A 24595-nucleotide genomic window follows, 5' to 3' on the forward strand; every position below is an offset into this window, starting at 1 on the left:
GGGCCCTGCCCGCGACGAAGCTCTACCGGTCAGGCTCGGTCGCGGGCAGGGCCCGCTCCTACAAGGAAGGCGTCATCGTGTTGCGGTGGCGAAGACGGTGATTTCCTCGCGGTCATGATAAAGCTGCTTGGCGCGAATGGTCACCGGCCTTTCGGATTGTTCGGCGAAAAGATCCAGGCACAAGCGCGTCTCGTCCCAGCGTTTCTTCATCGGCAGCTTCAGATTGAAGACCGCATGCCTGCACCAGCCTTCGCGGAACCAGGTGGCCATGCGTTCGGCCACGCGCCTGGGTTGCTCCACCATGTCGCAGACCATCCAGTCCAGCGATTGCGAAGGCTTCCATTGGAAACCGTCCGCGCGCAGGTGTTCCACCAGTCCGCTGTCCATCACGTTCTGGCGCAGAGGGCCGTTGTCCACGCTGATCACGCGCAGGTGATGGCGGGTGAGGATCCAGGTCCAGCCGCCCGGCGCGGCGCCCAGGTCGGCGGCGGTCATACCCGCTTTCAGCAGCGTTTCGCGCTCCTGTGGGTCGAGTAGCGTCAGCAGGGCTTCTTCGAGTTTCAAGGCCGAACGCGAAGGGGCGTCCGAGAGGAGTTTCAGGCGAGGGATGCCCAGCGGCCAAGGGGAACTGTCTTGAGGATCGGCAATAGCCAGGAAGGCATGGTCGCCGTCCACGAAGACGACGTGCAATCGGGGAAGCCGCGGATTTTCCTTGTCCGCCATCAGACCGGCTTTGCGCAATGCCGGACGCAACGCATTGCCGAAGCTGCGCGCCAATCCGGCCAATGGTTTGGCGACATCCGAATCGGGATGCTCGACCCACAGATCGCCGAAGCGGGATTGGCCCGCCAGCGCAGCGAGCATGGGAGCGATGCGGTCCTTCGGGTCGAGCCCGCGCAGTTCGGCGATCAACCGCAGTTTCTGCCGCGCATAGATCAGTTCGCGCCATGGCAACGCTTCCGAAAGCGCCGCGCCGTCGTCGCAGACGAAGACCACGTGGGCGCTGTTGCGTTCGGTGCGCGCATAGCCGGGATGGCCGGCGAGGGTGGCGCGCTGGGTCAGCTCCGCAGCCAGCTCGGGCTCGAAACCTTGTCGGCAATAGCAGAGGAGGCCGATCATGAGCGATGCGCCGTAGGAGCGACGTGAGTCGCGAAGGGTACTATTGAGAATTCAATCGCCGGCAATTGGCCGGCGATCAATTCGCGACTCACGTCGCTCCTACGCAGGTAGATTGCGTCAATAACGGTCGCCGCCGCGTTCGCCGTAGCTGCGCAGGACTTCGCGCGCCGCATCGCGGTTGAGGTCGCGGACCACTTCGATGCCGCGTTTGTTCAATTCGCCTATCCAGTCGGCCGGAAGCGGGCCTTCGTCGAATTCGGTCAGCTCCATCACGTCTTCGGCGCGTGCGCCGATCAGCAGACGGTCGATGCCGGCCCACACTGTGGCGCCGTAGCACTGGCAGCAGGGTTGCGACGAAGTGGCCAGCGTCACCGTTCCGCCCACGCGTTCGTTGAGGCGCGCGGTCTGCAGGCGTTGCTGGGCCAGCATGTAGGCCATGTTTTCGGCATGGGCCAGCGAAGTGTTCTGCGGCAGCACGCGATTGACGCCGACCGAGATGATGCGGTCGTCCGGTCCGAAGACCACGGCGCCGAAGGGCCCGCCGGTGTTCGCATCGATATTGATGCGCGAGAGCTCGATGGCCAGCGCCACCTTACCGGCATCGCTGGGGTAAACCAGCGATGCGTCGACGGTTTCGTGCACCCAGGCGGGCAGGGTCAGATGGACTTGCGCGTAGAGCATCACTGGACCTGCGGCGCCGTACCGCCGGCGGGCGCGCATCGGCCGTTGTCGCATTGGCAGGCGCTGATCTCGGCGAAGCCGCAGACGCTCATCATTCCCTTGGCGGCGCAAGCGGCCTGCACGGCTGCAGGATCGGTCGGACTGTCCTTGTTGACGCAGGCGGGCATCGCCCCGCAGCAGTTGCCGACGTTCTTCACCGCGCAGTCGGCGCTGGTCTTGCAGGAAGTGTCGATGGTCACTTCCGCGCGCACTGGACGTGGCGGAGTAGGCGAAGACATCGGTGGCGCGGATGGCGGCGCGGGTGGGGCCGGCGGCGGTGGCGGCGTGGAGCCTGCAAGGTTGCCGGTAGCCGGTTCGGTGGCTGTAGGGGCTGCGCAGGAAGTCAGCGAAAGCGCGATGGTTAGCGAGATCAGTATTGAGGCGATGAGGCGCATGGCGTATCTCCTGTAATCAGATAAATCAGTCGCCGTCCCCGCGAAAGCGGGGATCCGGCGACTCAAGGCTCTGAAAGGCAAAGGCACTGGGTCCCCGCCTTCGCGGGGATGACGGTCGTTTTTCTGGTGCGGCCGTACACCAACATCAGCTTTTTGCCGCCCACGTATCCCGCAGCGTCACACTGCGATTGAATACCGGCGCCCCGCTATGATGATCCCGACGGTCGGCGACGAAATAACCGATGCGTTCGAACTGGAACGACTGCTCCGGCGCCGCGCTTGCGGCGGCCGGTTCGACATAGCCGCGCACGGATTTGCGCGATTCCGGGTTGAGGTAATCCTGGTAGGTCTTGCCTTCGGATTCATCGTCCGGATCGGGCACAGTGAACAGGCGGTCGTACAGTCGGAATTCTGCCGGCACCGCGTGCCTGGCGCTGACCCAGTGGATGGTGCCCTTGATCTTGCGCTCGGCGCCTTCCATGCCGGGGCGCGATTCGGGATCCAGCCAGCCGCGCAGTTCGACGATTTCGCCAGCCTGGTTCTTGACCACCTCCTCGCAACGCACGATGCCGGCGCCGCGCAGGCGCACTTCGCCGCCGGGAATCAGCCGCTTGAAGCCCTTGGGCGGCACTTCGGCGAAATCCTCGCGTTCGATCCACAGCTCGCGCGAGAACGGAATCTCGCGTTTGCCGAAGCTTTCGTCCTTCGGGTGGTTGGAAAACGTCAGCGTCTCGTCGTGGTCTTCCGGCAGATTCGCAAGCACCAACTTGACCGGATCGATCACCGCCATCCGCCGCGGCGCGGCCGCGTCCAGATCGTCGCGCAGGCTGCCTTCCAGTACGCTGAAGTCGATCAGCGAGTTCTGCTTGCTGATGCCGACCCGGTCGATCAGCAGGCGCAGCGAGGCCGGCGTGTAGCCGCGGCGGCGCAGGCCTTGCAGGGTCGGCATGCGCGGGTCGTCCCAACCGTCCACCAGCTTGTCGCCGACCAGCGTGGTCAGCTTGCGCTTGCTCATCACCGTGTAGTTGATGTTGAGGCGGGAGAATTCGATCTGGCGCGGCTTGGCGGCTTCCTTCGGCAGGCCGCGGTCCAGCAGGGGCTGCAGCAATTCGGGATGCGCGGTCAGCGCCACCTTGTCCACGCACCAGTCGTACAGCGGGCGGTGGTCCTCGAACTCCAGCGTGCACAGCGAATGGGTGATGCCTTCGATCGCATCGCCCAGCGCATGGGCGAAGTCGTACATCGGATAGATAGGCCAGGCGTTGCCGGTGTTCTGGTGTTCGACGTGCTTGATGCGGTACAGCGCGGGATCGCGCAGGTTCATGTTGCCGCTGGCCATGTCGATCTTGGCGCGCAGGGTGCGCGCGCCGTCCGGGAATTCGCCCGCGCGCATGCGCCGGAACAGGTCGAGATTTTCTTCGACCGAACGATCGCGGTACGGAGAATTGCGTCCCGGGATGACCAGGGTGCCGCGGAATTCGCGCATGAAATGCGGATCCAGATCGTCCACGTAAGCCAGGCCGTCCCGTATCAGTTTTTCTGCGGCCAGGTAGTACACCTCGAAATAGTCCGAGGCATGCCGCAACGAGGCCCATTCGAAGCCCAGCCAGCGCACGTCGTCCTGGATGGCGGCGACGAACTCGGGGTCCTCCTTGGCCGGGTTGGTGTCGTCGAAACGCAGGTTGCAGACACCACTGAATTCGCCGGCGATGCCGAAGTTCAGGCAGATGGCCTTGGCGTGCCCGATGTGCAGGTAGCCGTTGGGTTCGGGCGGGAAACGGGTATGCACGACCGCGTGCTTGCCGCTGGCCAGGTCCTCGCGGACGATCTGGCGGATGAAGTCGTTCTTCTCGCCGGCCGCGGGACTTGCGTGGGCATCGTGAGGCGCGGAGGTGTCGGAAGGTGCGGCGGACATGCGGTGAGGGAGCCTTGCGTTCGGGGTCACAGTTTAGCCGACGCGCCCGTGCACTTCCTGCGGGCAGGCCATGGTTTTGGCCGCAACTGGGGTTACTCTGGGCCCGGTGTCCGGGGGGAGCCGCCGTGCAAGTCGTTTATCGCGCAAACAACCTGATCGAGGCCCACCTGGCCAAACATGCGCTGGAAGGCCTGGATATTCCGGCGTTCATTTTTGGCGAATCCCTGCTGGGAGGCGCGGGCGAGCTGCCGCTGTTCGGCGTCTTGCGGGTCTGCGTTCCGGATTCCCACATCGATGAGGCGATGGCCTGCCTGAAGGAGTTGCCGCTGGCGCAGGAGTGCGGCAGCCATGGCGAAGGAGATCCGGATGCGCTGCCTGCCACGGCATAGCGGTTCGTGCTTGCGCGCCGTGCGGAGCCCGGGCCCGTGGTGGCTGGCATGGGGCCTTCTGCTCCTGTCGCTGACCCTGGCTTGGGAAGGCATTGCGCAGGCCCGAAGCCCGGTGGCGCAGCCTCTGGAAATTCCGGTCGCCCTGGAGTTGCTGGATGCGCAACCGCGCGCCCACCTCAGCCTGGACGGGCAAGGCGTGGTGCTTCCGCCGGAAGGAAGTCCGGCGCGGTTCCGGTTGCGCTTCGATCTGCCCGGCCGCGGGCCGGAGGAGTCCCCCTGGCAGCTCAGATTCAACCGGGTCGAGCTGAAGGAGTTGCGGCTGCAGGCTCCCGGCTGGCGCCCGCCGGCGCAGGATTTCTTCCACCCCCAGCCCCACGATGGGCTGCTGCCGATGGCCTTTTCGCAAACGCTTCCTGCCGAATGGCGCGGACCGGTCAGCGTCGAGGTGACCGCCAGTAGCGAGTTGGCGCGTACCTTGCGCCCGCAGGTCGTGCGCATGCCGCTGGGAGCCGAGCAGGACAAAAGGGAACTGGCCGTCGCGGTCGCGTTGTACGCCTGCATGCTGGTGCTGGCCATCGTCGCGATATCGCTTTGCCTGGGTGCGCGCGAGCTCGCGTTCCTGAGCTTCCTGGCCTTCGTCAGCACCTCGTTCCTGTTGATGCTGGTGGTCAACGGGCATGCCTACACGGTTCCCTTCCTGGCCTGGCTGAAGCCGCTGGGCGGGCAGGGCACCAATATCGCCATGCTGCTGGTGAGCGCATCCGGAATCTGCACGGCGCGCGATTTCGCGGGCCGGCGTCCTGACAATTTCTGGCTGCGCTGGGTTCCCGTCGCCGGCGCATCGGCGATGGCCGCCCTGGCCGCGGCTGGTTTGTGCGGCTTCGCGTTCGCTCCGACGACCATGCAGACGCTGGTGATCATCGGCTGGGCGGCGGCGGCCGCGCTTGCGATGGTCGCCTTCTTCGCCGCCATCCTGCGCAAGGCGTGGCTGGGCTGGCCGCTGCTGACCGCACTGATCGTGCTCGGCATCAGTTGCACGATGTTCGAGCTGAGCGTGCGTGGAATGGCGCATCCGTTCTGGGGCCGTTCCGGCTACCAGATCGGGCTGGTGCTGGTGGCGGTGGTGCTGGTGGTAGCGTTGATCGGCCGCATCGCCGATTTCCGCCTCAAGCACGAGCAGGAGCGCACGGCCCGCAAGGCCAGCGAACAGCGGCTGTTGCAGCAGCAGGCTTATACCAATCTGGCCGGTCTGCTGCGCAAGCGCCTGCGTGAAGTCGCTCCCAAGGACATGGAGTGGTACGCGGTCCAGATGGCGATGGAAAGCCTGCTGCCCTGGCTGCAGTTGAATTCGGCCACCATCGTCCTTTCCCGTCCGGGCTACGACCAGACCCGGATCACCGAGCCGGTCACCCATACCTCGCGCATATCCGCGTTGATCGACGTCAACGATGCGACGCTGCGCGCGGTGGCGCAGCGCAAGTTGCCGATGACCGAGCTGATCATGAATCCGGTGCCGGGAAGCGCGCAGCCGCGTGCGGCGAGCATGGTCTATGCGGCGGTGCCGCTGACCACGGGCAAGGGCGACGTGGGCGTGGCCCTGCTGGAGCGGGTGGGTCCGCAGGCGTTCAGCGCGGAAGAGCTCGCATTGGCCGAACAGTTCGGGCACCTGGTATTGCAGCAGACCGCCGAAGCCCGCGAGACGCATAAACTGCGCCGCTCCGCCGAGCTGGACGCATTGACCGGCGTGCTCAACCGCAATGCCATCGACCTGGCGCTGAGCCATGCTTTCATCGAAGCGCACAAACAGGACCAGACCCTGGCGTTGCTGTTCATCGACGTGGACGCTTTCAAACTGGTCAACGACACCTATGGCCATGCCTGCGGCGATCAATGCCTCAGGCATCTGGCGCAGGTCCTGATCCATACCTTGCGGCCGGGCGATCTGCTGGGACGGTACGGCGGCGAGGAATTCCTGGTGCTGCTGCCCGGTCCGAAGGAGGGGCAGGCGTGGGAAATCGGCGAGCGGATCCGCCTGCAGATCGAGGAGTCGACGGTGGACTGGCAGGGCCAGCCAGTGAAACTGACGGTCAGCGTGGGCGTGGCGATGCGTCTTGCCCACGAACAGACTGCGGCCGCCGCGCTGGAAAGAGCGGACCGCGCGCTTTACGCGGCCAAGCGCGAGGGCCGCAACCGGGTGGTTCTGGCAGCCCGGAATCCTTGAAACAAGTACTCGATGCGAGCGCCCGAAGGCCGCAATGCTCTTCGTCTTTGTAGAGCCGAGCTTGCTCGGCTCTACAAAGACGAGAGCGAAAGCGCCTGCTCTTGCGCGTGGATCAAAGCCGCGTGATGCCGCACACGTAGACCACTTCGCAGGCGCCGCCGCCGGTGTCTTCGCGAGTGGTCGAACTGCGCCAGCGCCAGCCGTCAGGAGCCCTGGCTTCCACCAGCCAGCCATCGATGCGCACGCTGTCGCCCTTGCCGACATGGGCAAGCGCGTCGGCCACCGCATCGCTGGCCGGAATCATGTGCATGTTGGCGCTGTTCTGCGCGATTTCTCCGGGCGGTAACGGGGGCTGGTCTTCCCAACGGTAGTTGTACCAGCGCGAGGACTGGCTGATGTCCAACTGCGACAACACGGCTTCGTCGCGCATGGTTTTCCAGCCCAGCGCCAGATCGGTGGGCGAAAGATCGGCCTCCCGCCCCAGGCTGTAGTCCTCGCGCGACAGCACCCGCGCCTCGATGCTGAAACCCGCCAAGGGCTGAAGCGTCGCGGCGTTCAATGCGAATGGCGGCATCGAAGCGGGCACGTCGCTCTGCAGCGGCGCCTCGCCTGCGTTCACCAGAGGCGGCAGCGGACATCCGGCGGTGGTGGATACACCGCCGGGTGCGCTCACTTTGCGTGGCGAGTGCGAGGAATACCACCAGCCCAGCGCGCCCAGCACCAGGCAGGCGATCAGGAAGTTGCGCAGGTTCACGCGGTGGCGGACAGTCGTTCGGCGATGGTCTGGCGCAAACCCACCAGATCCTTGGCGAACGCGGCGATGCCGTCGCGCAGTTTTTCGGTCGCCATGGGATCGTCCGCCAGGTCCCTGGCGAAGCGCGTCGCGTCGATAGGCGTATCGGCATTGGTTTCCGGCTTGGCGGGCGAAAGCTTGCGCGGCAGTTCGCCGGTTTCCGCTTCCAGTTTCTCCAGCAGGTCCGGCGAAATGGTCAGGCGGTCGCAACCGGCCAGCGCTTCGATCTGCGCAGTGGAACGGAACGAGGCGCCCATCACCACCGTCGGCGATCCGCGGCGCTTGAATTCATCGTAGACGCCGCGCACGAACACCACGCCCGGGTCCGCATCGATGTTCGCCGGCGCTTCGCCGCGCGCCACGTACCAGTCCAGGATGCGGCCCACGAACGGCGAAATAAGGAACGCGCCCGCTTCCGAACAGGCCAGGGCCTGGGTGCGGTTGAAGATCAGGGTCAGGTTGCAGTCGATGCCGTCGCGCTGCAGCCGGCGCGCCGCTTCCACGCCTTCCCAGGTGGCGGCGACCTTGATCAGGATGCGTTCGCGGCCGATGCCGCGCGCGGCGTACATGTCGATGAATTTGTGCGCTTTCTTCACCGTGGCTTCGGTGTCGTGGGCCAGATCGGCGTCCACTTCCGTCGACACGCGACCCGGGACCAGCCCGGCCAGGGCCGAACCCACCGCGATGGTCAGCCGGTCGGCCACTTCTTCGACCAGCGCTTGCCTGTCGTCCGATTGCGTGCGCGCCCAGGCCAGTTCTTTCTCGATGGCGTCCGCGTAGACCGGCAGGTCCAGCGCCTTGCGCACCAGGGTGGGGTTGGTGGTGCAGTCGACCGGGCGCAGACGCTTGACCGCATCGAAGTCGCCGGTATCGGCGACCACGACGGAAAGCTCGCGGAGTTGTTGCAGTTTCGATGCGGAGGTCATGGTGCTTTTGGTTGTCCTGATAGGGGGATTCAGTGGCGTTTGCCGGCAGGTTTCCTGCCCGGAGGCAGGGGCGGCTGCAGGCCGATTTCGGGAGTGGGCGAGAACAGTTCCGCCGGCAGTTCGGAGAATACCTTCGACAGCTCCAGCAGGAACCCGGCCATCGCCGAACTCCTGCGCCATAGCATCGCAATCTGGCGGCTGGGATGCGAGTCGCTGAAGCCTAGCAAATGTATGTTCTGTGATCGGGCCACGGGCGGTTTGATCGCCAACGTGGGCAACAGGGTGATGCCCACGTTGGCGGCGACCATCTGCCGCAGCGTTTCCAGGCTGGTGGCGCGGAATTCGGATTTCTCGTTCGCGCCCGACAGCCGGCAGACTTCCAGCGCCTGCTCGCGCAGGCAATGGCCGTCTTCCAGCAGCAGCAGCTTCTGATTGGAGAGTTCGCCCAGGCTCAGCGAATCGAGTCGGGCCAGCGGATGGTTCTCCGGCACCGCCAGCAGGAACGGTTCCTCGAACAGGAACTCGCTGTGCAGCTGATCGTCGTGCACGGGCAGCGCCAGCAGCGCTGCATCCAGTTTTCCTTCGTGCAGGCGCGACAGCAGCACGTCGCTCTTCTCTTCCACCAGCAGCAGTTCCAGGTTGGGGAACCGCTCGCGTATGCGCGGAATGACGTGCGGCAGCAGATAGGGTCCGAGCGTGGGGAAGATGCCCAGCCGCACCGTGCCGGCTTCCGGGTCCTGGCTGCGGCGCGCGGCTTCCTTCATCTGCTCCACTTCGGCGACGATGCGGCGCGCGCGTTCGGCGGCATCGCGGCCCGCGGGCGTCAGCATGACCTTGCGCGGCGCGCGTTCCACCAGCGACACGCCAAGTTCCTCTTCCAGCTTCCTGATCTGGGTGGACAGCGTGGGCTGGCTGACGAAGCACGCCGCCGCCGCGCGGCCGAAGTGCTTGTGGTCGGCGAGAGCCAGCAGGTACTTGAGGTCGCGGAGGTTCATTGGGGAAGAGTAGCTTTTCCTTCCCCCTCCGGGGGAAGGTGCCCGGAGGGCGGATGAGGGAATGGGTTGTCAGCTTGTAACGGACTTTCCGTGGGTTGGAATTCTCCCTCCCTCATCCGGCGCTTCGCGCCACCTTCTCCCGGCGGGAGAAGGGAGCAAAAGCTCACGCCGCCTGCGCTTCCGCTTCCTCGACAGGTGCGGAAGTCCGGATCAGGTGATCGAACGCGCTCAGCGCGGCCTTGGAACCTTCGCCCATCGCGATCACGATCTGCTTGTACGGCACCGTGGTCACATCGCCGGCGGCGAACACGCCGGGCAGCGAAGTCTGACCGCGTTCGTCGACGATGATCTCGCCGCGCGGGGACAAGTCGATCGTGCCCTTCAGCCATTCGGTATTCGGCAGCAGGCCTATCTGCACGAACACGCCTTCCAACGCCAGCGCGTGCTTCACATTGTTGCCGCGGTCCTCGTAGACCAGGCCGTTGACCTTCTGGCCGTCGCCGGTGACTTCGGTGGTCATGGCCGAGGTGACGACCTTGACGTTGGGCAGGCTGCGCAGCTTGCGTTGCAGCACCTCGTCGGCGCGCAGCTGGTGGTCGAATTCGATCAGGGTGACGTGGCTGACGATGCCGGCCAGGTCGATGGCCGCTTCCACGCCGGAGTTGCCGCCGCCGATCACCGCCACGCGCTTGCCCTTGAACAGCGGGCCGTCGCAGTGCGGGCAGTAGGCCACGCCCTTGTTGCGGTATTCGTTCTCGCCGGGCACGTTCATCTGCCGCCAGCGCGCGCCGGTGGTCAGGATCACGGTCTTGCCTTTCAGCGAGGCGCCGTTGGCCAGCTGGATTTCGATCAGTTCATCGCCGCGCACCAGTTTCTCGGCGCGCTGCAGGTTCATGATGTCCACCTCGTACTGGCGCACGTGCTGTTCGAGCTGCGCGGCCATCTTCGGGCCTTCGGTTTCCTGCACCGAGATGAAGTTCTCGATGTCCATGGTGTCCAGCACCTGGCCGCCGAAGCGTTCGGCCACCACGCCGGTGCGGATGCCCTTGCGCGCGGCATAGATGGCCGCCGCCGCGCCGGCCGGGCCGCCGCCGACGATCAGCACGTCGAAGGGCGCCTTGGCCGCGAGCTTCTTCGCATCGCGCGCAGTCGCGCCGGTGTCCAGCTTGGCGACGATCTCTTCCACTTCCATGCGGCCCTGGCCGAAGACTTCGCCGTTGAGGTAGACGGTGGGCACCGCCATCACCTGGCGCGCTTCGACTTCCTGCTGGAACAGCGCGCCGTCGATGGCGACGTGGTGGATATTGGGGTTCAGCACCGCCATCAGGTTCAGCGCCTGCACCACATCGGGGCAGTTCTGGCAGCTGAGCGAGAAATAGGTCTCGAACTTGAGCACGCCGCCAGGGCCCGGGCCTTCCAGGCTCTTGATCTGTTCGATCACGTCCTGCGCCGCGCGCGAGGGATGGCCGCCGACCTGCAGCAGCGCCAGCACCAGCGAAGTGAATTCGTGGCCCATCGGAATGCCCGCGAAGCGCAGATGGATGTCGTGGCCAGGGCTGTTCAGGGCGAAGGAGGGCGTATGCGCATCGGCATCGCGGCGTTCGGTCAGGCTGATCTTGTCGGAGAGCAGGACCAGCTCGCCGAGCAGTTCCTCCATCTCGCGGGATTTTTCGCTGTCGTCCAGCGACGCCACGATTTCGATCGGGCGCGTCACCTTCTGGAGGTAGGCCTGCAACTGGGTTTTCAGATCGGCATCAAGCATGGAGTACTCGCGTATTGGTTCCGATTAAAGCCCTCCCCCGCGTACGGGGGAGGGGATCGCCTCTTTGGGGGAGGAGTGTTGTTGTGGAGCGTTGTTGCGAAGCCAGCGTTCAGATCTTGCCGACCAGGTCCAGCGACGGGGCCAAGGTCTTTTCGCCTTCCTTCCACTTGGCCGGGCACACTTCGCCCGGGTGGCTGGCGACGTAGCGGGCGGCCTTGAGCTTGCGCAAGGTTTCGCTGATGTCGCGGGCGATGGCGTTGTCGTGGATTTCCGCGGTCTTGATCACGCCTTCGGGATTGATGATGAAGGTGCCGCGCAGGGCCAGGCCTTCCTCGTCGATGTGCACGTCGAACGCGCGGGTCAGCTGGTGGGTCGGGTCGCCGACCAGCGGGAACTGCGCCTTGCCCACGGCCGGCGAAGTCTCGTGCCAGACCTTGTGCGAGAAATGCGTGTCGGTGGTGACGACGTAGACCTCGGCTCCGGCGTTCTGGAACTCGGCGTAATGGGTGGCGGCGTCTTCGACCTCGGTGGGGCAGTTGAAGGTGAAAGCGGCCGGCATGAAGATCAGCACGGACCAGTTGCCTTTCAGATCGGCGTCGGAAACCTGGATGAACTTGCCGTTGTGGAAGGCATTGGCGGTGAAGGGCTTCACTTGGGTATTGATCAGGGACATCTATGCTTCCTTCGTTGGTGGGGTGATTGATAGGTGCTGTGAATATTAGTGCCGATCGATTGATATCTCTAATCGATTAATGGCATTATATTGATAGGTAGTGACTATTGAATGACTGCGGCCTTCCTACCCGGTCAGGGCGCTATACCCGCAGGTCCCACCCGCTACGATGTCGCCGATGGATACGAGCCCGCCCCGACTGGATGCAGTTTTGCGCCAGGCCAGTGAACGCATCGAGATGGTCGATGCCAGGCCCTTGCTCGCCCATGCGCTGGACAAGCCGGTGTCCTGGCTGTACGCGCATGGCGACGAAACCGTCGAGGCATCCGCGTTGCGGCGCTTCCAGGCGCTGCTCGAGGCGCGCGAATCGGGCCGGCCGGTCGCCTATCTCACCGGCCGGCGCGGTTTCTGGACGCTCGATCTCGCGGTCACGGCCGACACGCTGATCCCACGCCCGGAGACCGAGCTGCTGGTCGAACTGGCATTGCGGCGGCTGCCGGTCGCGCTTCCGTTGCGGGTCGCCGATCTGGGCACCGGCAGCGGCGCCATTGCGCTTGCGATCGCCAAGGAGCGTCCGCAATGCAGCGTCGTCGCCACTGACGCCAGCGCGGCGGCCTTGCAGGTCGCGCGCGGCAACGCCCACGACCACGCGATCGCCAACGTGCAGTTCCGCGAGGGAAGCTGGTTTGCGCCGCTGACAGGCGAACGCTTCGATCTCATCGCCAGCAATCCGCCGTACATCGCCGAGGGCGACGCGCATCTTGCGCAAGGCGATCTGCGGTTCGAGCCGGCGGCCGCGTTGTCTTCGGGCAGCGACGGGTTGGACGACATCCGCGAACTGGTTCGCGGTGCCGACGATTTCCTTCAGGCCGGCGGCTGGTTGTTGCTGGAACACGGCGTCGATCAGGGTGCGGCGATCCGGCGACTGTTTGCAGCGGCGGGATTTGTCGAAATAGCGACCGAGCGCGACCTCGAGTCGCGCGATAGAGTGACGTTGGGGCGTCGGCCGTGATGCGGAGCATGGCAAGGACCGCAATGTCCATCGTTATGCCGGAGCTCTAATCCTTGCGATCGTCATCCCAGCGAAAGCTGGGATCCATCTTGATCTTGTTTTTCGTCGTAAAGCCTTGAAGCAAGAGCAAAGTCAAAATGGATGACCAGCCATTCGGCTGTTGAGGAGCACTTCCAGCTTTCGCTGGGATGACCTCATGAGTGGCGGGGTTCGCATGCGAAGTGCGACCCGCGCCTGCCGTCGAAACAACGAAGCAATCGCCCCTGCGCTAAACTTCGCGCTCCCAGATCGCAGGTCACACCCATGCGTCAGCTCTACCCGGAAATCGAACCCTTCGACACCGGTACGCTCAAGGTCGACGAACGCCACACGCTCTACTACGAACAGTGCGGCAATCCGCATGGCAAGCCGGTGGTGCTGCTGCACGGCGGCCCGGGCGGCGGCTGCAGCCCGAAGATGCGGCGTTTCCACGACCCGGCCAAATACCGCATCGTGCTGTTCGACCAGCGCGGTTCCGGCCGCTCCACGCCGCATGCGGATCTGGTGGACAACACCACTTGGCACCTGGTCGCGGACATTGAACGGCTGCGCGAAAAACTCGGCATCGACTGGTGGCAGGTATTCGGCGGCAGCTGGGGTTCCACCCTGGCGCTGGCCTACGCGCAGAAACATCCGCAGCGGGTGACCGAACTGGTCCTGCGCGGCATCTTCATGCTGCGGCGCTGGGAGCTGGAATGGTTCTACCAGGAAGGCTGCTCGCGCCTGTTCCCCGATGCATGGGAGCACTTCCTGGAGCCGATTCCGGCGGTGGAGCGTCACGATCTGATCTCTTCCTTCCACCGCCGCCTGACCAGCGAAGACGAAGCCACCCGCCTGGCTGCGGCCCGCGCGTGGAGCGTATGGGAAGGCGCTACCAGTTTCCTGCGCGTGGACCAGGATTTCATCAGCGGACACCAAGACGCCGCCTTCGCGCTGGCCTTCGCCCGCATCGAGAACCATTACTTCGTCAACGGCGGTTTCTTCGAAGTGGAGGACCAGTTGCTGCGCGACGCGTACAGGATCGCCGACATCCCGGGCGTGATCGTGCACGGCCGCTACGACGTGGTCTGCCCGATGGCCAACGCCTGGGACTTGCACAAGGCCTGGCCGAAAGCGCAGCTGGTGATCTCGCCGACGGCGGGGCACTCGGCGTTCGAAGCAGAGCATGTGGATGCGCTGGTGACCGCCACCGACAAATTCGCTTTGTAGGAGCTGCGCAAGCTGCGACCGGAATCTTTCCGGTCGCAAGAGGCAGCAACCGGCAGCCCATCTTCACAGTCGCAGCTTACGCAGCTCCTGCGTGGCGGTGGGTTCGCGAGGAATCAACGCTTCCACGAAGGTTTCCTCCGACCACACCTCGAACTTCTCCAGCGTATTCGGCCCGAAGGTGTTGCTGATCGCCACGTCGGCCGCATCGCGTCCGCGCGCGATCAGCACGCGGCCGATACGCGGGAAGTTGTGGCGTGCGTCGAAGGTGTACCACTGGCCGTCGAGGAAAGTTTCGAACCAGGCCGAGAAATCCATCGGCGCCGTGCTGGGCGGCACGCCGAAATCGCCGATGTAACCGGTGCAGTAGCGCGCCGGGATGTTCATGCAGCGGCAGAGCGCCACTGCCGAATGAGCGAAATCGCGGCACACGCCGCGCCCTTCTTGCAATGCTTGCGCGGCGCCTTTGGTGGCGTTGGCGAACTCGTAGCCGAACTGGATGCGATTGTGCACGTAGTCGCAGATGGCCTGCACGCGCGCCCAGCCGGTGGGCGTATGGCCGAACAGATCCCAGGCTTGCTCGGCGAGCTTGTCGGTCTCGCAGTAGCGGCTGCCCAGCAGGTAGACCAGGGTTTCATCCGGCAATTGATAGACCGGAATCTGCTGCGCGTCGGGGACCACCGCATCGGTCCAGCCAGTGTCGCGCACCACGACATCCGAGGACACGGTGAAGGACCCGGCCGGCGAAACCAGCCGCGTGCAGAGATTGCCGAAGCCGTCGTGGTACTGCTGCAGCGGAACGGCCGGCGAAGTCTGCAGTTCCTTGGCGATGGCGATGTCCGTGCGCCGCGAATCGTGCACGTTCAAGGTCAGCAGCATCGGCGTCGGTTCGGGGAAGCGGTGGGTGATTTCGAAACCGAGGCGTATCAGCACGGGAAACTCCGGGGCATGGAGCCGCCGGCACTGCATCGCACCGTGCAGGTGCAACGGGCGGAATAGCGGTGCTGGAAGCGTGGGGTAGCACCGTTGTAGCAGAAGCGGATCAGCCGTGCGTCAAATCCGGCAACAGTGCAGGCAGAATCCGGGCCAGCCGCTCGGCCCATTCTTCCTGTCCCGCTGCATCGTCAATCAGGTCCTGCCGGATTTCCAGCTCCACGTGCAATAGCCCGCGCTGCTCGCCATGCACCGGAACGGCGAAGTCGCTGGTGTCGCTGACCGCGTACGGTTCGTTGTCGCCGACTACCAGTCCCGCCTCCGCACGCAGCGCGTCGCGCAAGGCATGGGCCAGGCGCGCATCGCGGTGATAGAGCACGCCTGTATGCCAGGGCCGCACGAAGCCTGCGAACACAGGGGTGAAGCTGTGCAGCGAGACCAGCACCGGTGCGGGTGACTCTTCGCTGCGGCGATCCAGTTCCTGGGTGATACGCGCGTGATAGGGCGCGAAGATCTCCAACGCGCGTGCGGTCCTGGCGTCGTCGTCCAAGCTTTCATTACCGGGAATTGTGGTCCCATCGCTGACCGCGACTATCGAGCCGGGCGCTTCCAGCGGACGGTTGCAGTCGATCACCAGCCGCGAATAGGTCTGCAGGATGGCGAAGGCGTCGAGCTTTTCCGAGAGGCGTTCGGCCAGGCCGGCGATGCCGATGTCCCAGCCGATATGGCGATCGAGTTCGGCCTGCGTCAGGCCCATATCGCCCAGGCGCGCGGGGATTTTTTGTCCGGCATGGTCGGCGATCAGTACGAAAGGGGAATCGCCATGTTCGCGATGCACGGTGAAGGGGGCCGGATCGTCCGCGCCCAGCAACGTCGCCAGGCTATCCACGCGGCGCGCCGTCCAGGTGATGGTCGATCATCCACAAACCGGCCCACAGTTTGGCGTCCAGTTCGTAGCCTTCGGCCATTTTGCGCACCAGCCACGCGGCGGCCTGTTTGCGCGGGATCTCGTGGACGGTGATGTTCTCGTCGCCATCGCCGCCCCCCGCGCCGACCCGGGTCAGGCCGGTGGCGCGGACGAAGGCGATCTTTTCGCTGGCCATGCCCGAAGAGGTCGGACCGATCATCAGTACTTCCGCGTGCGCGGCGGTCCAGCCGGTTTCCTCTTCCAGCTCGCGGACCGCCGATATCTCGATGGATTCGTCGGCATGGATGTCGCCCACCAGTCCGGCCGGCATCTCGATGGTCGCCGCCTGCAGCGGCACGCGGAATTGTTCGACGAACAGCACCTTGTCCTCCGGCGTCACCGCGATGATGATCGCGGCCAGTCCGGTGGCGTGGGTGCGTTCCACGTATTCCCATGTGCCGCGCTCCAACATGCGCAGGTATTTGCCTTCGTAGACGGTCTTGGGGGATGCGGTCTTGTCGTTCATGCGTACATGCTAACGGGAAGATAAGAACCGATGTAGGAGCGGGCCCTGCCCGCGACGAAGCTTCACTGGGAAAGCCCCGGTCGCGGGCAGGGCCCGCTCCTACAAGGCATTGTCGGCAAGGCCGGCGGCGGCGCGCAGCCGCCGGCGCGTCATCGGGCCGAAGCGCAGCGATTCGGAAAGCGCATCGAGCATGCCGGCGTCGACGCTGGCGCGGACGAAGTCCGGTTCCGCGCCGTCCACCGGCGCATCCAGCGCGATGGTCGACAGTTGCCGCCACAGCAGCGCATGTTCGCGTTGCTCGCGCAGGCGCACGGCCATCTGCGCCGCGCCGCGCAGGCGCAGGAAGGCTACCTCGTCGATACGCGCAAGCAGAACGTCCAGGCTGCCGAAATGCGCCAGCAGGATCGCCGCCGACTTGGCGCCGATGCCGGTGACGCCGGGAATGTTGTCGACCGCATCGCCGGTGAGCGCCAGGTAGTCCGCGATCTGGGCGGCTTCCACGCCATGGCGCGCCTTCACCCCGGCCATGCCCCAGCGCTGCCCGCGGGCGAAATCCCACTGCTCGTCGGATTCCATCAGCAATTGCGACATGTCCTTGTCGGCCGACACGATGACCCCGCGGAAGCCGCGCGGCCGGGCGAAGTGCAGCGCGCTGCCGATCAGGTCGTCGGCCTCGTATTCGCTATGCGCCAGCACGTTCAGGCCCAGTGCGGCGCACAGCGCCTTGCAGTGGGTGAACTGGCGCTTGAGTTCTTCCGGCGCAGGGTCGCGGTTGGCCTTGTAGGCCGGATACAGCTTGTTGCGGAAACAGCTGTCCAGCGCTTCGTCGAAAGCGATGGCGATGTTCTGCGGACGCTCCTGTTCCAGCAGTTCCAGCACGAAGCGCGCGAAGCCATGCACCGCATTGGTCGGCCAGCCATCGGCATCGTGGAACTGGTCGGGCATGGAATGCCAGGCGCGGAACACGTACAGGCTGGCGTCCACCAGATACAGGGGCTTGGGCGCGACCATTGCTTCAGGCATGGTTCGACGTGCTCACCACCGACGGTGGCTGCCAGTCGCTCAGCAAGGCCGCGACCTGTGGGCGCTCGCGCTCGGGCACATCCAGCTTGGGTGTGCCGATATGGATGAAACCGACGACCTTTTCGTTTTCCCGCAGGCCCAGGGTCCGTCCGATCGCTTCGTCGTAGGCGGCCCAACCGGTCAGCCATTGCGCGCCGAAACCGAGCGCCTGCGCCGACTGCAGCAGCGCGAAGCAGACGCAACCGGCGCTGAGCAGTTGCTCCTGCTCTGGCACCTTGTGATCCGGGGTGAGCCGCGCTATCACGGCGATGATCAGCGGCGCATGGGAAAAGCGCATGCGTTCCTTCTCGATGGCCGCCGCAGGCGCCTGCGGATCGCGCTGCAGGGTGCGTGCGACCAGCGCTTCGCCCAGCGCATGGCGGGCCAGGCCCTGTATGCGAAGCAAGCGGAAGGGCACCAGCTTGCCGTGATCGGGCACCCGCACCGCGGCCCGCAGCATGCGCGTCAAGGTGGCGTCGTCGGGACCGGGCTCGGTCAGCTGTTTGGAGGGGACGGAAAGGCGGCTATCGAGGAATTGCAATGGGTTCGGGGTGGTCATGGGGGCTAGTTTAGCGTTTCATGCATGTTGCACGGCATCAAAGTGCCTAACGGGTCACGGTTGCCGCAGACCGCGATTCCCTAAGCTGTGCGGGTGGGACTAGGAGTTCCGATCCTGTCCAGCCCCCGACACAAATCGCCTGCCAAGGCGGGGAACCTTGAGCATGTCCAGCAGCACTCACAACGCCGAGCATTACAGGCGCGATTCGCGGTTGCTGGAGCAAGCGCGCGTCACCGTGGTGCCTCCGCTGGTGGATACCTTCGCCGTGGCCCTTGGCCGCTTCGACGACGCCTTGTTCGATCGCGCCGAACGCGCCGGCCATTCGCAGATGGCGTTTCTGGATGCGATGCGCGAACTGCGCCGCCGCCGGGATGAAATCATCCGTCGTTTCCGTACGCATCTCGAGAAAGCCTGGCGATCGCTGGAGGCCGGCGAGCCGCTTTCGATGGAAAGCGCGCTGGCCGAACCCAGCTCTGGGCTGAGCCTGATTTCCGACCAGGAGCTGGAGTCGCGGCTGGCCGCACGCAACCTGGCCAGCGTGATCATGCGCGATTGCAAGCCGGTGCTGCAGCGCCTGGACCGCCGGCTGGGATGGATCGCCGGCAACCTGGTGCTGGACAACGACCACAACCCCATCGGCCCGGAACATATCGGCGTCGCCATCCACGAAGCCTTCGCTACCTGCGAGCTTTCGCTGGAAGTGCGCCTGGTGGTCATCAAATTGTGCGAGCGCGACCTGGTGCCCGGCATCGGCCGTATCTACGAAGCGCTTGATCAACGACTCGTGCAATCGGGGGTGATGCCCGAGATGCCTGCTACCCGTTCGCCCGCCCGGCCGGCGCAGCGCGCGCCGGAGATGACCCGCGAGATGGAGCGGGAGGCGATGGCCGAGGAAGACGAAGCCAGCGCACCTGCCTGGGCCGCGCGGTTCACCCACCGCATGGCGGGCATGAAAGGCGGCATGCAGGCGTCCATGGGGCATGGCAGTTTCGGCGATGGCCCTTCCGGCTACGCCGGTGGGGCGCAGGGCGTGCTGCTGGAGGCTTTGCACCACTTGCTGCAGGAATCGCGGGGCAATCGCGAGGTCGCCGAACCCGCGCGCGCTTCCTCCGGCGGGGACAACCGTCCGCTGTCGCAGCGCGAAATGCTGTCGGTGCTTTCCCTGCTGCAAAGCACGCCCAGCGCAACGCTGCGCGCGGCCATCGGCGATACCGGCGAATCGTTGGCCCAGCGCTTGAAGAGCGAAGTGCTCAGCGGCGCCACGCAACTGGGCGTGGATCCTTCGACCGCGCGCCTGGCGCCGGTGGACGAGGACGCCATCGATCTGGTCGGCATGCTTTTCGACGTGATGCTGGACGAGCGCGATCTGGAAGGCCGCCCGCGCGAGCTGATCGGCCGGCTGGTGGTTCCTTTCGTCAAGGTCGCGTTGCTGGATCGGCGCATGTTCGTGCAGAAGACCCACCCGGCGCGGCGCTTGCTCAATGTGTTGGCCGAGGCTTGCGAAGGCAACAACGGCGAGAGCGCGGCCGAGCGCACCCTGATGACCAAGGTCGAGGAAGTGGTGGACCGCCTGACCGCCGAGTTCAACGAGAACCTCGCCATTTTCCTGACCCTGGAAGAGGAATTCCGCGATTTCCTGGGCCAGCACAAGCGCCGCATCGAGATCGCCGAACGCCGCGCCGCGGAAATACAGAGCGGCCAGGAACGCCTGGAAAGTGCGCGCGTGCGCATGGCGCAAGAGCTGTCCGCCCGCCTGGACGGCCGCCATGTGCCGCAGGCCATCGACGATTTCATGCGCCAGCCCTGGGCCCACCACGTCACCATGACCGTGCTGCGCGAAGGCGAGGACGGCGATGGTTTGCGCGATGCGCTGGCCCTGGCCGACGGATTGATGGAGGAGCTCACCGAAGCGCAGCGCCAGATCATCGGCAAGCCGTGGCTGCAAAGCTGGCGGCCTTCGCTGCAGAAGGTGTTCGCCAGCGTGGGCATGAATCCCGATGCCGCCAGTTCCGCGGTCGATGCGCTGCACGACACTTTGCAGGCGGTGGCGGCTTCGCGCCCGGACCTGGAAAGACAGCTTCCCGAGCTGCCGCAGGTCGCGCTGCCGAAGGTGGCGGAGGACGATTCGGTTTCCATCCAGTTGGTCGGAGGCACCGATACGCTGGATTTCGACAGCACCGACGCAGACCATTTCCGCTCGCTGGCGATCGGCACGTGGCTTGACTTCGTGGACAAGGACAACAAGGTGCAGGCCGGCAAGCTGTCGTGGGTCAGCCCGATTTCTTCGCGCCTGCTGTTCGTCAATCGCCGCGGGGTGCGTTTCTGCGTGGCCTCGCCGGAAGAGCTGGCGATGATGGTGCGCATGGGGCGGCTGCGCACGCATGAGGAAGAGGATGCGTTCGATAGCGCTATGCAGGGCGTGATCGAGCGGTTGGACCCGGAAAAGGCGGCCGTCGGCGCCTGATTTCCGCTCGCCTTCGTCTCAGATTCTCATGAATCGTCATCCTCGCTAAGGCGGGACCCGGCGACCTACGCACAAGCCGGAAAGAATCGGACGTCATCCCAGCGAAAGCTGGGATCCATCTTGATCTTGCTTTTTTGCTTTACTGTCTCAGAAGCAGATCAAAAGCGTTTCGCGCTTTGCGCGAGTCACTTTTCTTTGAACGGCAAAGAAAAGTAACCAAAAGAAAGCCGCCCCCGTATCAAGTACGGGGCAGGCTCTAACGTCGCGCCCGGCGATGAAGCCACCGGGTCCGCAAGCAGGCCGGGAATTTCCGTAAGGCGCATCCTGCGCCTCCGGAAACGGCGCACATCCCTGTGCGCCGCCCCTGCGGGGTTGATCCCGGCCCGCTTGCCGCGCCTCACGGGGGTGGTTGAGCCAAAGCCAAAGCCCCCTTTCCCGCAAATCGGCCTTCTTCCCCGCGCTTTGCTAGCATCGGCAGTCTGGAATCGGACCGGTGAGGGGAACATGGCGATTGAAGTGCTGGTGTTGAAGGAGTCGGCGGCGGGTGAGCGTCGCGTGGCCGCCACTCCGGAAACGGTGAAGAAGCTGGTGGCTGCCGGCGCCAGCATCAAGGTCGAACCCGGTGCTGGACTCGGCGCCGGTTTCGTCGATCAGGCTTATCTCGATGCGGGTGCCCAGCTGGCGACGGCCGATACGCCGGCGCAGGCCGATCTGGTGCTTTGCGTGCAATCGCCCGATCCTGCGGCCATCGGACAATTGAAGCAGGGTGCGACCCTGGTCGGCATGCTGCAGCCGCAAGCCGACGCGGCACGCGGCGAGGCGCTCAAGGCGCGCGGCATTCTTTCGTTTCCGCTGGAAAAGCTGCCGCGCACCACGCGCGCGCAGGCGATGGACGTGCTCAGCTCGCAAGCCGGCATGGCGGGCTACAAGGCGGTGTTGATCGCCGCGCAGCTGGCGCCGCGCTTCTTCCCCATGCTGACCACCGCGGCCGGCACCATCCGTCCGTCCAAGGTCTTGATCGTCGGCGCCGGCGTGGCCGGCCTGCAGGCCATCGCCACCAGCAAGCGCCTGGGCGCGCAGGTGGAGGGCTTCGACGTGCGCCCGGAAACGCGCGAACAGATCGAATCGCTGGGCGGCAAGTTCCTGGACCTGGGCGTCAGCGCGGCGGGCGAGGGCGGCTATGCGCGCCAGCTCACCGACGAGGAGCGTGCCGAACAGCAACGCCGCCTGGCCGAGCACCTGAAGGGCATCGACGTGGTGGTGTGCACCGCCGCCGTGCCAGGGCGTCCTGCGCCGAAGATCATCACCATGCCGATGGTGGAGGCGATGAAGCCCGGCAGTGTGATCGTGGATCTGGCTGCCGAAACGGGCGGCAACTGCGAAGCGACCCGGCCGGGGGAAACCATCGCGCACAACGGGGTGACCGTCGCCGGTCCGCTCAATTTGGCCAGCATGGGCGCGGTGCACGCCAGCGAGATGTATTCGCGCAACGTGTTCAATTTCGTTTCCTTGTTCGTCAAGGAGGGCGCGATCGATTTCGACTGGAACGATGAGCTGCTCGCGAAGACGCGGTGGCCGGAAGCGGTTGCGGCGGCATGAAAATAAGTTGAAAGCGGGAAGCGGATTCGCGGCCCAATCGTAATAATCCAGGCCGTCATCCCGGCTTTCGCCGGGATAACGACCCTTGATACGGGTGTATCCGTAGCCCAGCGGAACTATCCGGCCGATGGTGCCGCAAGCCGGCTCTGCAGCTGAAGCCATCGGCTTGGACTCATCGAGGCGGCAAGGGCGGCAACGGCTCCTTCGGCGCATTCTTCTGTATCCACACGCGACGCTGTTCCGGCGTCATGTTCTTCCAGTCCTCGCGCAATTTCCTGCGCTGCTCCGGCGGCAGGTCCTTCATGCGTATGAACAGCACGCGCGCCTCTTCGCGCTGGCGGGGGTTCATGCCCTCGTAACGGCGCATGCCCTTGCGCGCCTGCTGGCGCTGCTCGGGCGTCATGCTCTTCCAGCGTTGCGCGTGCTCCAGCATGCGCGGGCGGTCGTCGGGATCGCTGTTCCAGCGCTCGCGCACCGGTGCGATCAACGCATCGCGCTGCTGCGGGGTCAATTTGTCCCAGTCTGGCAGCGGCTGCGCAGGTGCCGATTGCGCCAGCGCGTTGCCGGCCAGCAACAGCAGGCCAAGCGCGAGGGAACGGGGAAGAACGGTCTTCATGCGGTTACTCCATCGCCAGCGGCTCGGCTTCGGAAGAAGCCAGCCACATGTACAGGTCGGGGCTTTCGTCCAGCGCGGCGACGCTGTCGCCATACTCATCGTCGTTGTCCACGGCCGCGACTATGGGTTGCGCCGTCGGCACGGTGCCCGAGCGCGGCAGGAACTGCACGCCCAAGGCCACTGCCAGCACTGCGGAGAATGCCGTAGCAGCGGCCCAGCGCCAGACGTGCTCGCGCTTGGGTGCGGTTTGCGCGGCATGTCGCGCTACGCGCAGCCGGGCCAGCGTCTGCGGCGAAACCTGCGCGACGGCGGCCGCATGCAATTGGCGCATGTCGCGGTCGAATTCGTTGTTGCGTTCTTCGATTCCCGGGTTCATCGGAAATCCTCCAGTTGTTTCTGCAAAGCGTCGCGCGCGCGCGACAGATGGGTCTTGACCGAGCCTTCCGAACAGCCCATGGCCTGGGCCGTATCGGCCACGTCCAGTTCTTCCAGCACGCGCAAGGTGAAAGCTTCGCGCTGGCGCGCCGGCAGCTTGCGCAGGGCCAGGGTCAGCTTGGCATAGGCTTCGCGCTGGTCATGGGCTTGCGAAGGTCCGGCGGCGGAGTCGGCCCAGTCGATCAGGCTTTCCTCGCCGCGTTCGTTGGCCGGAGCGAACAAGCGCAGGCGGAAATTGCCGCGCCGTTGCACGTCCACGATCTTGCGCCGCAGGATGCTCCAGAACAACGGGGTCCATTCGGCGGCGGGACGCTCGCGGTAGCCTAGCATCTTCATCATCGCGTCCTGCACCGCATCCAGTGCGTCGTCGCGGCTGCGCAGGCCGGCTTCGGCGAAGCGGAACGCACGGGTGCCGATACCGGCCAGGAACAGTTCCAGCGTCGCCGCAGGCGGACGCGCGGCGTTCCCGGTCTGCTGGTCGAAGCCAGCCTGGCTGATGTCGGCACTCACCAGCACAGCTTAGTGCCTGTGGTCCCAATGGCGGTCGAAGCGGTCGCCGCGACGGTCCAGACGGTTGTCGGCGCGCTGTCCCTTGCGGTCCAGCCGGCGGTCCACATGATCGCCGCGCGCTGTCAGGCGATCGGCCGCGCGCGCATGGCCGTGGTTATCGGCCCAGGCAGCGCGCTGGTCATAGCGGGTTTCTATCCGGTCGCCTTTGAGGTCGAGCCGCTGTTCCACCCGGTCGCCCCGGCGGTCCAGGCGATGGTCGACACGGTCGCCGAGGTCGCGGGCGGAAGCGGTGCCGGCGATGCCCAGCAGCAATGCGGCGAACAACAGCACGGGTTTGCATTTCATCGCGTCGTCCTTGGTGTGGTGGGTTCGGGGAAGGAAACGCTGTTCCCGGCGAACGGTTGACCTTGCTGCCAACGGATTCAGGGGCCGGTTATGATGCGGGCGGGGCGCAGTGCCCGAGGAGAGAGTGGATGAGCGACGGTTTCGTGGCCCTGTACATCTTCATGCTGGCGGCCATCGCCGGTCACGTGATCATCTCGCGGGTGCCGGTGATCCTGCATACCCCGCTGATGTCGGGCTCCAACTTCATCCACGGCATCGTGCTGATCGGCGCCATGATCGTGCTGGGCCATGCCGACACCACCCTGGAAAAAGTGATCGGCTTCGTCGCCGTGCTGCTGGGCGCGGGCAACGCCGCCGGCGGCTACGTGGTCACCGAGCGCATGCTGGACATGTTCAAGTCCTCCAAGAAACCGGCCGGCAAGCCGGGGGCGCAGCCATGAGCCCAGCCATGAGCTTGATCACACCAGAGGTGCT

General features: G+C 65.3%; 25 protein-coding genes. 7 read left to right on the forward strand and 18 right to left on the reverse strand.

What is annotated here, in order from left to right:
• Nucleotides 1-72: 72 nt before the first annotated feature.
• The 4 genes from rlmM to CSC73_RS15395 form a co-directional block, all read right to left on the reverse strand.
• A complete protein-coding gene (gene rlmM / locus CSC73_RS15380) occupies nucleotides 73-1119 on the reverse strand; it encodes a 23S rRNA (cytidine(2498)-2'-O)-methyltransferase RlmM (protein WP_163841973.1) in 1047 nt (348 codons plus the stop codon).
• Nucleotides 1120-1236: 117 nt separating this feature from the next.
• On the reverse strand, nucleotides 1237-1800 hold the full coding sequence (locus tag CSC73_RS15385; RefSeq protein ID WP_163841976.1) for a nucleoside deaminase: 564 nt from the start codon (nucleotides 1798-1800) through the stop codon (nucleotides 1237-1239).
• Nucleotides 1800-2234: a hypothetical protein gene (locus CSC73_RS18700; protein WP_425502333.1), complete on the reverse strand. Its 435-nt coding sequence runs from the start codon at nucleotides 2232-2234 to the stop codon at nucleotides 1800-1802. Before CSC73_RS18700 ends, CSC73_RS15385 begins: the two co-directional genes overlap by 1 nt.
• 145 nt (nucleotides 2235-2379) lie before the next feature.
• Entirely contained in the window at nucleotides 2380-4149 is a 1770-nt protein-coding gene (locus CSC73_RS15395; protein WP_163841982.1) for a glutamine--tRNA ligase/YqeY domain fusion protein, read from the reverse strand.
• Nucleotides 4150-4274: 125 nt separating this feature from the next.
• On the opposite strand from CSC73_RS15395, the gene CSC73_RS15400 reads away from it, so the two are divergent.
• Together CSC73_RS15400 and CSC73_RS15405 are read left to right on the forward strand one after the other, a co-directional pair.
• On the forward strand, nucleotides 4275-4538 hold the full coding sequence (locus tag CSC73_RS15400; protein ID WP_163841985.1) for a putative signal transducing protein: 264 nt from the start codon (nucleotides 4275-4277) through the stop codon (nucleotides 4536-4538).
• Nucleotides 4498-6759, forward strand: a complete 2262-nt coding sequence (locus CSC73_RS15405) for a GGDEF domain-containing protein (protein ID WP_163841988.1) — start codon at nucleotides 4498-4500, stop codon at nucleotides 6757-6759. The genes CSC73_RS15400 and CSC73_RS15405 overlap by 41 nt, the downstream gene beginning before the upstream one ends.
• A 112-nt stretch (nucleotides 6760-6871) precedes the next feature.
• On the opposite strand, the gene CSC73_RS15410 is transcribed toward CSC73_RS15405, so the two are convergent.
• From CSC73_RS15410 to ahpC, 5 genes are all read right to left on the reverse strand, one after another.
• Complete coding sequence (locus CSC73_RS15410) at nucleotides 6872-7513, reverse strand: hypothetical protein (RefSeq protein ID WP_163841991.1); 642 nt, start codon at nucleotides 7511-7513, stop codon at nucleotides 6872-6874.
• Nucleotides 7510-8478: a transaldolase gene (locus CSC73_RS15415; RefSeq protein WP_163841996.1), complete on the reverse strand. Its 969-nt coding sequence runs from the start codon at nucleotides 8476-8478 to the stop codon at nucleotides 7510-7512. The genes CSC73_RS15410 and CSC73_RS15415 overlap by 4 nt, the downstream gene beginning before the upstream one ends.
• Nucleotides 8479-8507: 29 nt before the next feature.
• Nucleotides 8508-9473, reverse strand: coding sequence for a LysR substrate-binding domain-containing protein (locus tag CSC73_RS15420; protein ID WP_163841999.1), 966 nt, complete (start codon nucleotides 9471-9473; stop codon nucleotides 8508-8510).
• A gap of 163 nt (nucleotides 9474-9636) precedes the next feature.
• On the reverse strand, nucleotides 9637-11235 hold the full coding sequence (gene ahpF / locus CSC73_RS15425; RefSeq protein WP_163842002.1) for an alkyl hydroperoxide reductase subunit F: 1599 nt from the start codon (nucleotides 11233-11235) through the stop codon (nucleotides 9637-9639).
• A gap of 109 nt (nucleotides 11236-11344) precedes the next feature.
• A complete protein-coding gene (ahpC, locus tag CSC73_RS15430) occupies nucleotides 11345-11908 on the reverse strand; it encodes an alkyl hydroperoxide reductase subunit C (RefSeq protein ID WP_163842005.1) in 564 nt (187 codons plus the stop codon).
• A 178-nt stretch (nucleotides 11909-12086) separates the two neighbouring features.
• Here ahpC and prmC point away from each other — a divergent pair, with 178 nt between their 5' ends.
• Nucleotides 12087-12920 (forward strand): peptide chain release factor N(5)-glutamine methyltransferase, encoded by an 834-nt coding sequence (gene prmC / locus CSC73_RS15435; protein ID WP_163842008.1) that lies wholly within the window; start codon nucleotides 12087-12089, stop codon nucleotides 12918-12920.
• Between the two features lie 303 nt (nucleotides 12921-13223).
• Nucleotides 13224-14168: a prolyl aminopeptidase gene (gene pip / locus CSC73_RS15440; protein ID WP_163842011.1), complete on the forward strand. Its 945-nt coding sequence runs from the start codon at nucleotides 13224-13226 to the stop codon at nucleotides 14166-14168.
• Nucleotides 14169-14231: 63 nt separating this feature from the next.
• Here the strand turns inward: pip and CSC73_RS15445 are convergent, their stop codons facing one another.
• The 5 genes from CSC73_RS15445 to CSC73_RS15465 all read right to left on the reverse strand — a co-directional run bounded on the left by CSC73_RS15445 (nucleotide 14232) and on the right by CSC73_RS15465 (nucleotide 18152).
• On the reverse strand, nucleotides 14232-15098 hold the full coding sequence (locus tag CSC73_RS15445; RefSeq protein WP_163842014.1) for a transglutaminase-like domain-containing protein: 867 nt from the start codon (nucleotides 15096-15098) through the stop codon (nucleotides 14232-14234).
• A 109-nt stretch (nucleotides 15099-15207) separates the two neighbouring features.
• Nucleotides 15208-15987 carry an N-formylglutamate amidohydrolase gene (locus CSC73_RS15450; RefSeq protein ID WP_163842017.1) on the reverse strand — a complete coding sequence of 260 codons (780 nt, stop codon included), beginning with the start codon at nucleotides 15985-15987 and terminating at the stop codon, nucleotides 15208-15210.
• Complete coding sequence (locus tag CSC73_RS15455) at nucleotides 15980-16531, reverse strand: NUDIX hydrolase (RefSeq protein ID WP_163842019.1); 552 nt, start codon at nucleotides 16529-16531, stop codon at nucleotides 15980-15982. The genes CSC73_RS15450 and CSC73_RS15455 overlap by 8 nt, the downstream gene beginning before the upstream one ends.
• Before the next feature lie 99 nt (nucleotides 16532-16630).
• Nucleotides 16631-17554 (reverse strand): 5'-3' exonuclease, encoded by a 924-nt coding sequence (locus CSC73_RS15460; RefSeq protein ID WP_163842024.1) that lies wholly within the window; start codon nucleotides 17552-17554, stop codon nucleotides 16631-16633.
• Nucleotides 17547-18152 (reverse strand): nitroreductase family protein, encoded by a 606-nt coding sequence (locus tag CSC73_RS15465; RefSeq protein ID WP_163842027.1) that lies wholly within the window; start codon nucleotides 18150-18152, stop codon nucleotides 17547-17549. Before CSC73_RS15465 ends, CSC73_RS15460 begins: the two co-directional genes overlap by 8 nt.
• 163 nt (nucleotides 18153-18315) lie before the next feature.
• Between CSC73_RS15465 and CSC73_RS15470 the strand changes: the two genes are divergently transcribed.
• Together CSC73_RS15470 and CSC73_RS15475 are read left to right on the forward strand one after the other, a co-directional pair.
• Complete coding sequence (locus tag CSC73_RS15470; protein ID WP_163842029.1) at nucleotides 18316-20616, forward strand: DUF1631 domain-containing protein; 2301 nt, start codon at nucleotides 18316-18318, stop codon at nucleotides 20614-20616.
• 504 nt (nucleotides 20617-21120) lie between these two features.
• A complete protein-coding gene (locus tag CSC73_RS15475; RefSeq protein ID WP_163842032.1) occupies nucleotides 21121-22215 on the forward strand; it encodes an NAD(P) transhydrogenase subunit alpha in 1095 nt (364 codons plus the stop codon).
• A 172-nt stretch (nucleotides 22216-22387) separates the two neighbouring features.
• On the opposite strand, the gene CSC73_RS15480 is transcribed toward CSC73_RS15475, so the two are convergent.
• Genes CSC73_RS15480 through CSC73_RS15495 form a run of 4 tightly spaced genes read right to left on the reverse strand, consistent with a single transcriptional unit; the run spans nucleotide 22388 to nucleotide 24121 of the window.
• Nucleotides 22388-22831, reverse strand: coding sequence for a DUF3106 domain-containing protein (locus tag CSC73_RS15480; protein ID WP_163842035.1), 444 nt, complete (start codon nucleotides 22829-22831; stop codon nucleotides 22388-22390).
• Between the two features lie 4 nt (nucleotides 22832-22835).
• Nucleotides 22836-23207: a hypothetical protein gene (locus CSC73_RS15485; protein WP_163842038.1), complete on the reverse strand. Its 372-nt coding sequence runs from the start codon at nucleotides 23205-23207 to the stop codon at nucleotides 22836-22838.
• Nucleotides 23204-23782: an RNA polymerase sigma factor gene (locus tag CSC73_RS15490; RefSeq protein WP_425502334.1), complete on the reverse strand. Its 579-nt coding sequence runs from the start codon at nucleotides 23780-23782 to the stop codon at nucleotides 23204-23206. The genes CSC73_RS15485 and CSC73_RS15490 overlap by 4 nt, the downstream gene beginning before the upstream one ends.
• 3 nt (nucleotides 23783-23785) lie before the next feature.
• Nucleotides 23786-24121, reverse strand: a complete 336-nt coding sequence (locus CSC73_RS15495; RefSeq protein ID WP_163842040.1) for a hypothetical protein — start codon at nucleotides 24119-24121, stop codon at nucleotides 23786-23788.
• A gap of 128 nt (nucleotides 24122-24249) precedes the next feature.
• Between CSC73_RS15495 and CSC73_RS15500 the strand changes: the two genes are divergently transcribed.
• Nucleotides 24250-24561 (forward strand): NAD(P) transhydrogenase subunit alpha part 2, encoded by a 312-nt coding sequence (locus tag CSC73_RS15500; RefSeq protein ID WP_093287578.1) that lies wholly within the window; start codon nucleotides 24250-24252, stop codon nucleotides 24559-24561.
• Nucleotides 24562-24595 lie beyond the last annotated feature (34 nt).

It is taken from the genome of Pseudoxanthomonas sacheonensis (genome assembly GCF_010093305.1).
Classification (GTDB): domain Bacteria; phylum Pseudomonadota; class Gammaproteobacteria; order Xanthomonadales; family Xanthomonadaceae; genus Pseudoxanthomonas_A; species Pseudoxanthomonas_A sacheonensis.

Bases quoted from the DNA above. Each gene is read 5' to 3' on its own strand.
- rlmM (WP_163841973.1), bottom strand. From the start codon at position 1,119: ATGATCGGCCTCCTCTGCTATTGCCGACAAGGTTTCGAGCCCGAGCTG.
- CSC73_RS15385 (WP_163841976.1), bottom strand. From the start codon at position 1,800: ATGCTCTACGCGCAAGTCCATCTGACCCTGCCCGCCTGGGTGCACGAA.
- CSC73_RS18700 (WP_425502333.1), bottom strand. From the start codon at position 2,234: ATGCGCCTCATCGCCTCAATACTGATCTCGCTAACCATCGCGCTTTCG.
- CSC73_RS15395 (WP_163841982.1), bottom strand. From the start codon at position 4,149: ATGTCCGCCGCACCTTCCGACACCTCCGCGCCTCACGATGCCCACGCA.
- CSC73_RS15405 (WP_163841988.1), top strand. From the start codon at position 4,498: ATGGCGAAGGAGATCCGGATGCGCTGCCTGCCACGGCATAGCGGTTCG.
- CSC73_RS15415 (WP_163841996.1), bottom strand. From the start codon at position 8,478: ATGACCTCCGCATCGAAACTGCAACAACTCCGCGAGCTTTCCGTCGTG.
- CSC73_RS15420 (WP_163841999.1), bottom strand. From the start codon at position 9,473: ATGAACCTCCGCGACCTCAAGTACCTGCTGGCTCTCGCCGACCACAAG.
- ahpF (WP_163842002.1), bottom strand. From the start codon at position 11,235: ATGCTTGATGCCGATCTGAAAACCCAGTTGCAGGCCTACCTCCAGAAG.
- ahpC (WP_163842005.1), bottom strand. From the start codon at position 11,908: ATGTCCCTGATCAATACCCAAGTGAAGCCCTTCACCGCCAATGCCTTC.
- prmC (WP_163842008.1), top strand. From the start codon at position 12,087: ATGGATACGAGCCCGCCCCGACTGGATGCAGTTTTGCGCCAGGCCAGT.
- pip (WP_163842011.1), top strand. From the start codon at position 13,224: ATGCGTCAGCTCTACCCGGAAATCGAACCCTTCGACACCGGTACGCTC.
- CSC73_RS15455 (WP_163842019.1), bottom strand. From the start codon at position 16,531: ATGAACGACAAGACCGCATCCCCCAAGACCGTCTACGAAGGCAAATAC.
- CSC73_RS15460 (WP_163842024.1), bottom strand. From the start codon at position 17,554: ATGCCTGAAGCAATGGTCGCGCCCAAGCCCCTGTATCTGGTGGACGCC.
- CSC73_RS15465 (WP_163842027.1), bottom strand. From the start codon at position 18,152: ATGACCACCCCGAACCCATTGCAATTCCTCGATAGCCGCCTTTCCGTC.
- CSC73_RS15470 (WP_163842029.1), top strand. From the start codon at position 18,316: ATGTCCAGCAGCACTCACAACGCCGAGCATTACAGGCGCGATTCGCGG.
- CSC73_RS15475 (WP_163842032.1), top strand. From the start codon at position 21,121: ATGGCGATTGAAGTGCTGGTGTTGAAGGAGTCGGCGGCGGGTGAGCGT.
- CSC73_RS15480 (WP_163842035.1), bottom strand. From the start codon at position 22,831: ATGAAGACCGTTCTTCCCCGTTCCCTCGCGCTTGGCCTGCTGTTGCTG.
- CSC73_RS15485 (WP_163842038.1), bottom strand. From the start codon at position 23,207: ATGAACCCGGGAATCGAAGAACGCAACAACGAATTCGACCGCGACATG.
- CSC73_RS15495 (WP_163842040.1), bottom strand. From the start codon at position 24,121: ATGAAATGCAAACCCGTGCTGTTGTTCGCCGCATTGCTGCTGGGCATC.
- CSC73_RS15500 (WP_093287578.1), top strand. From the start codon at position 24,250: ATGAGCGACGGTTTCGTGGCCCTGTACATCTTCATGCTGGCGGCCATC.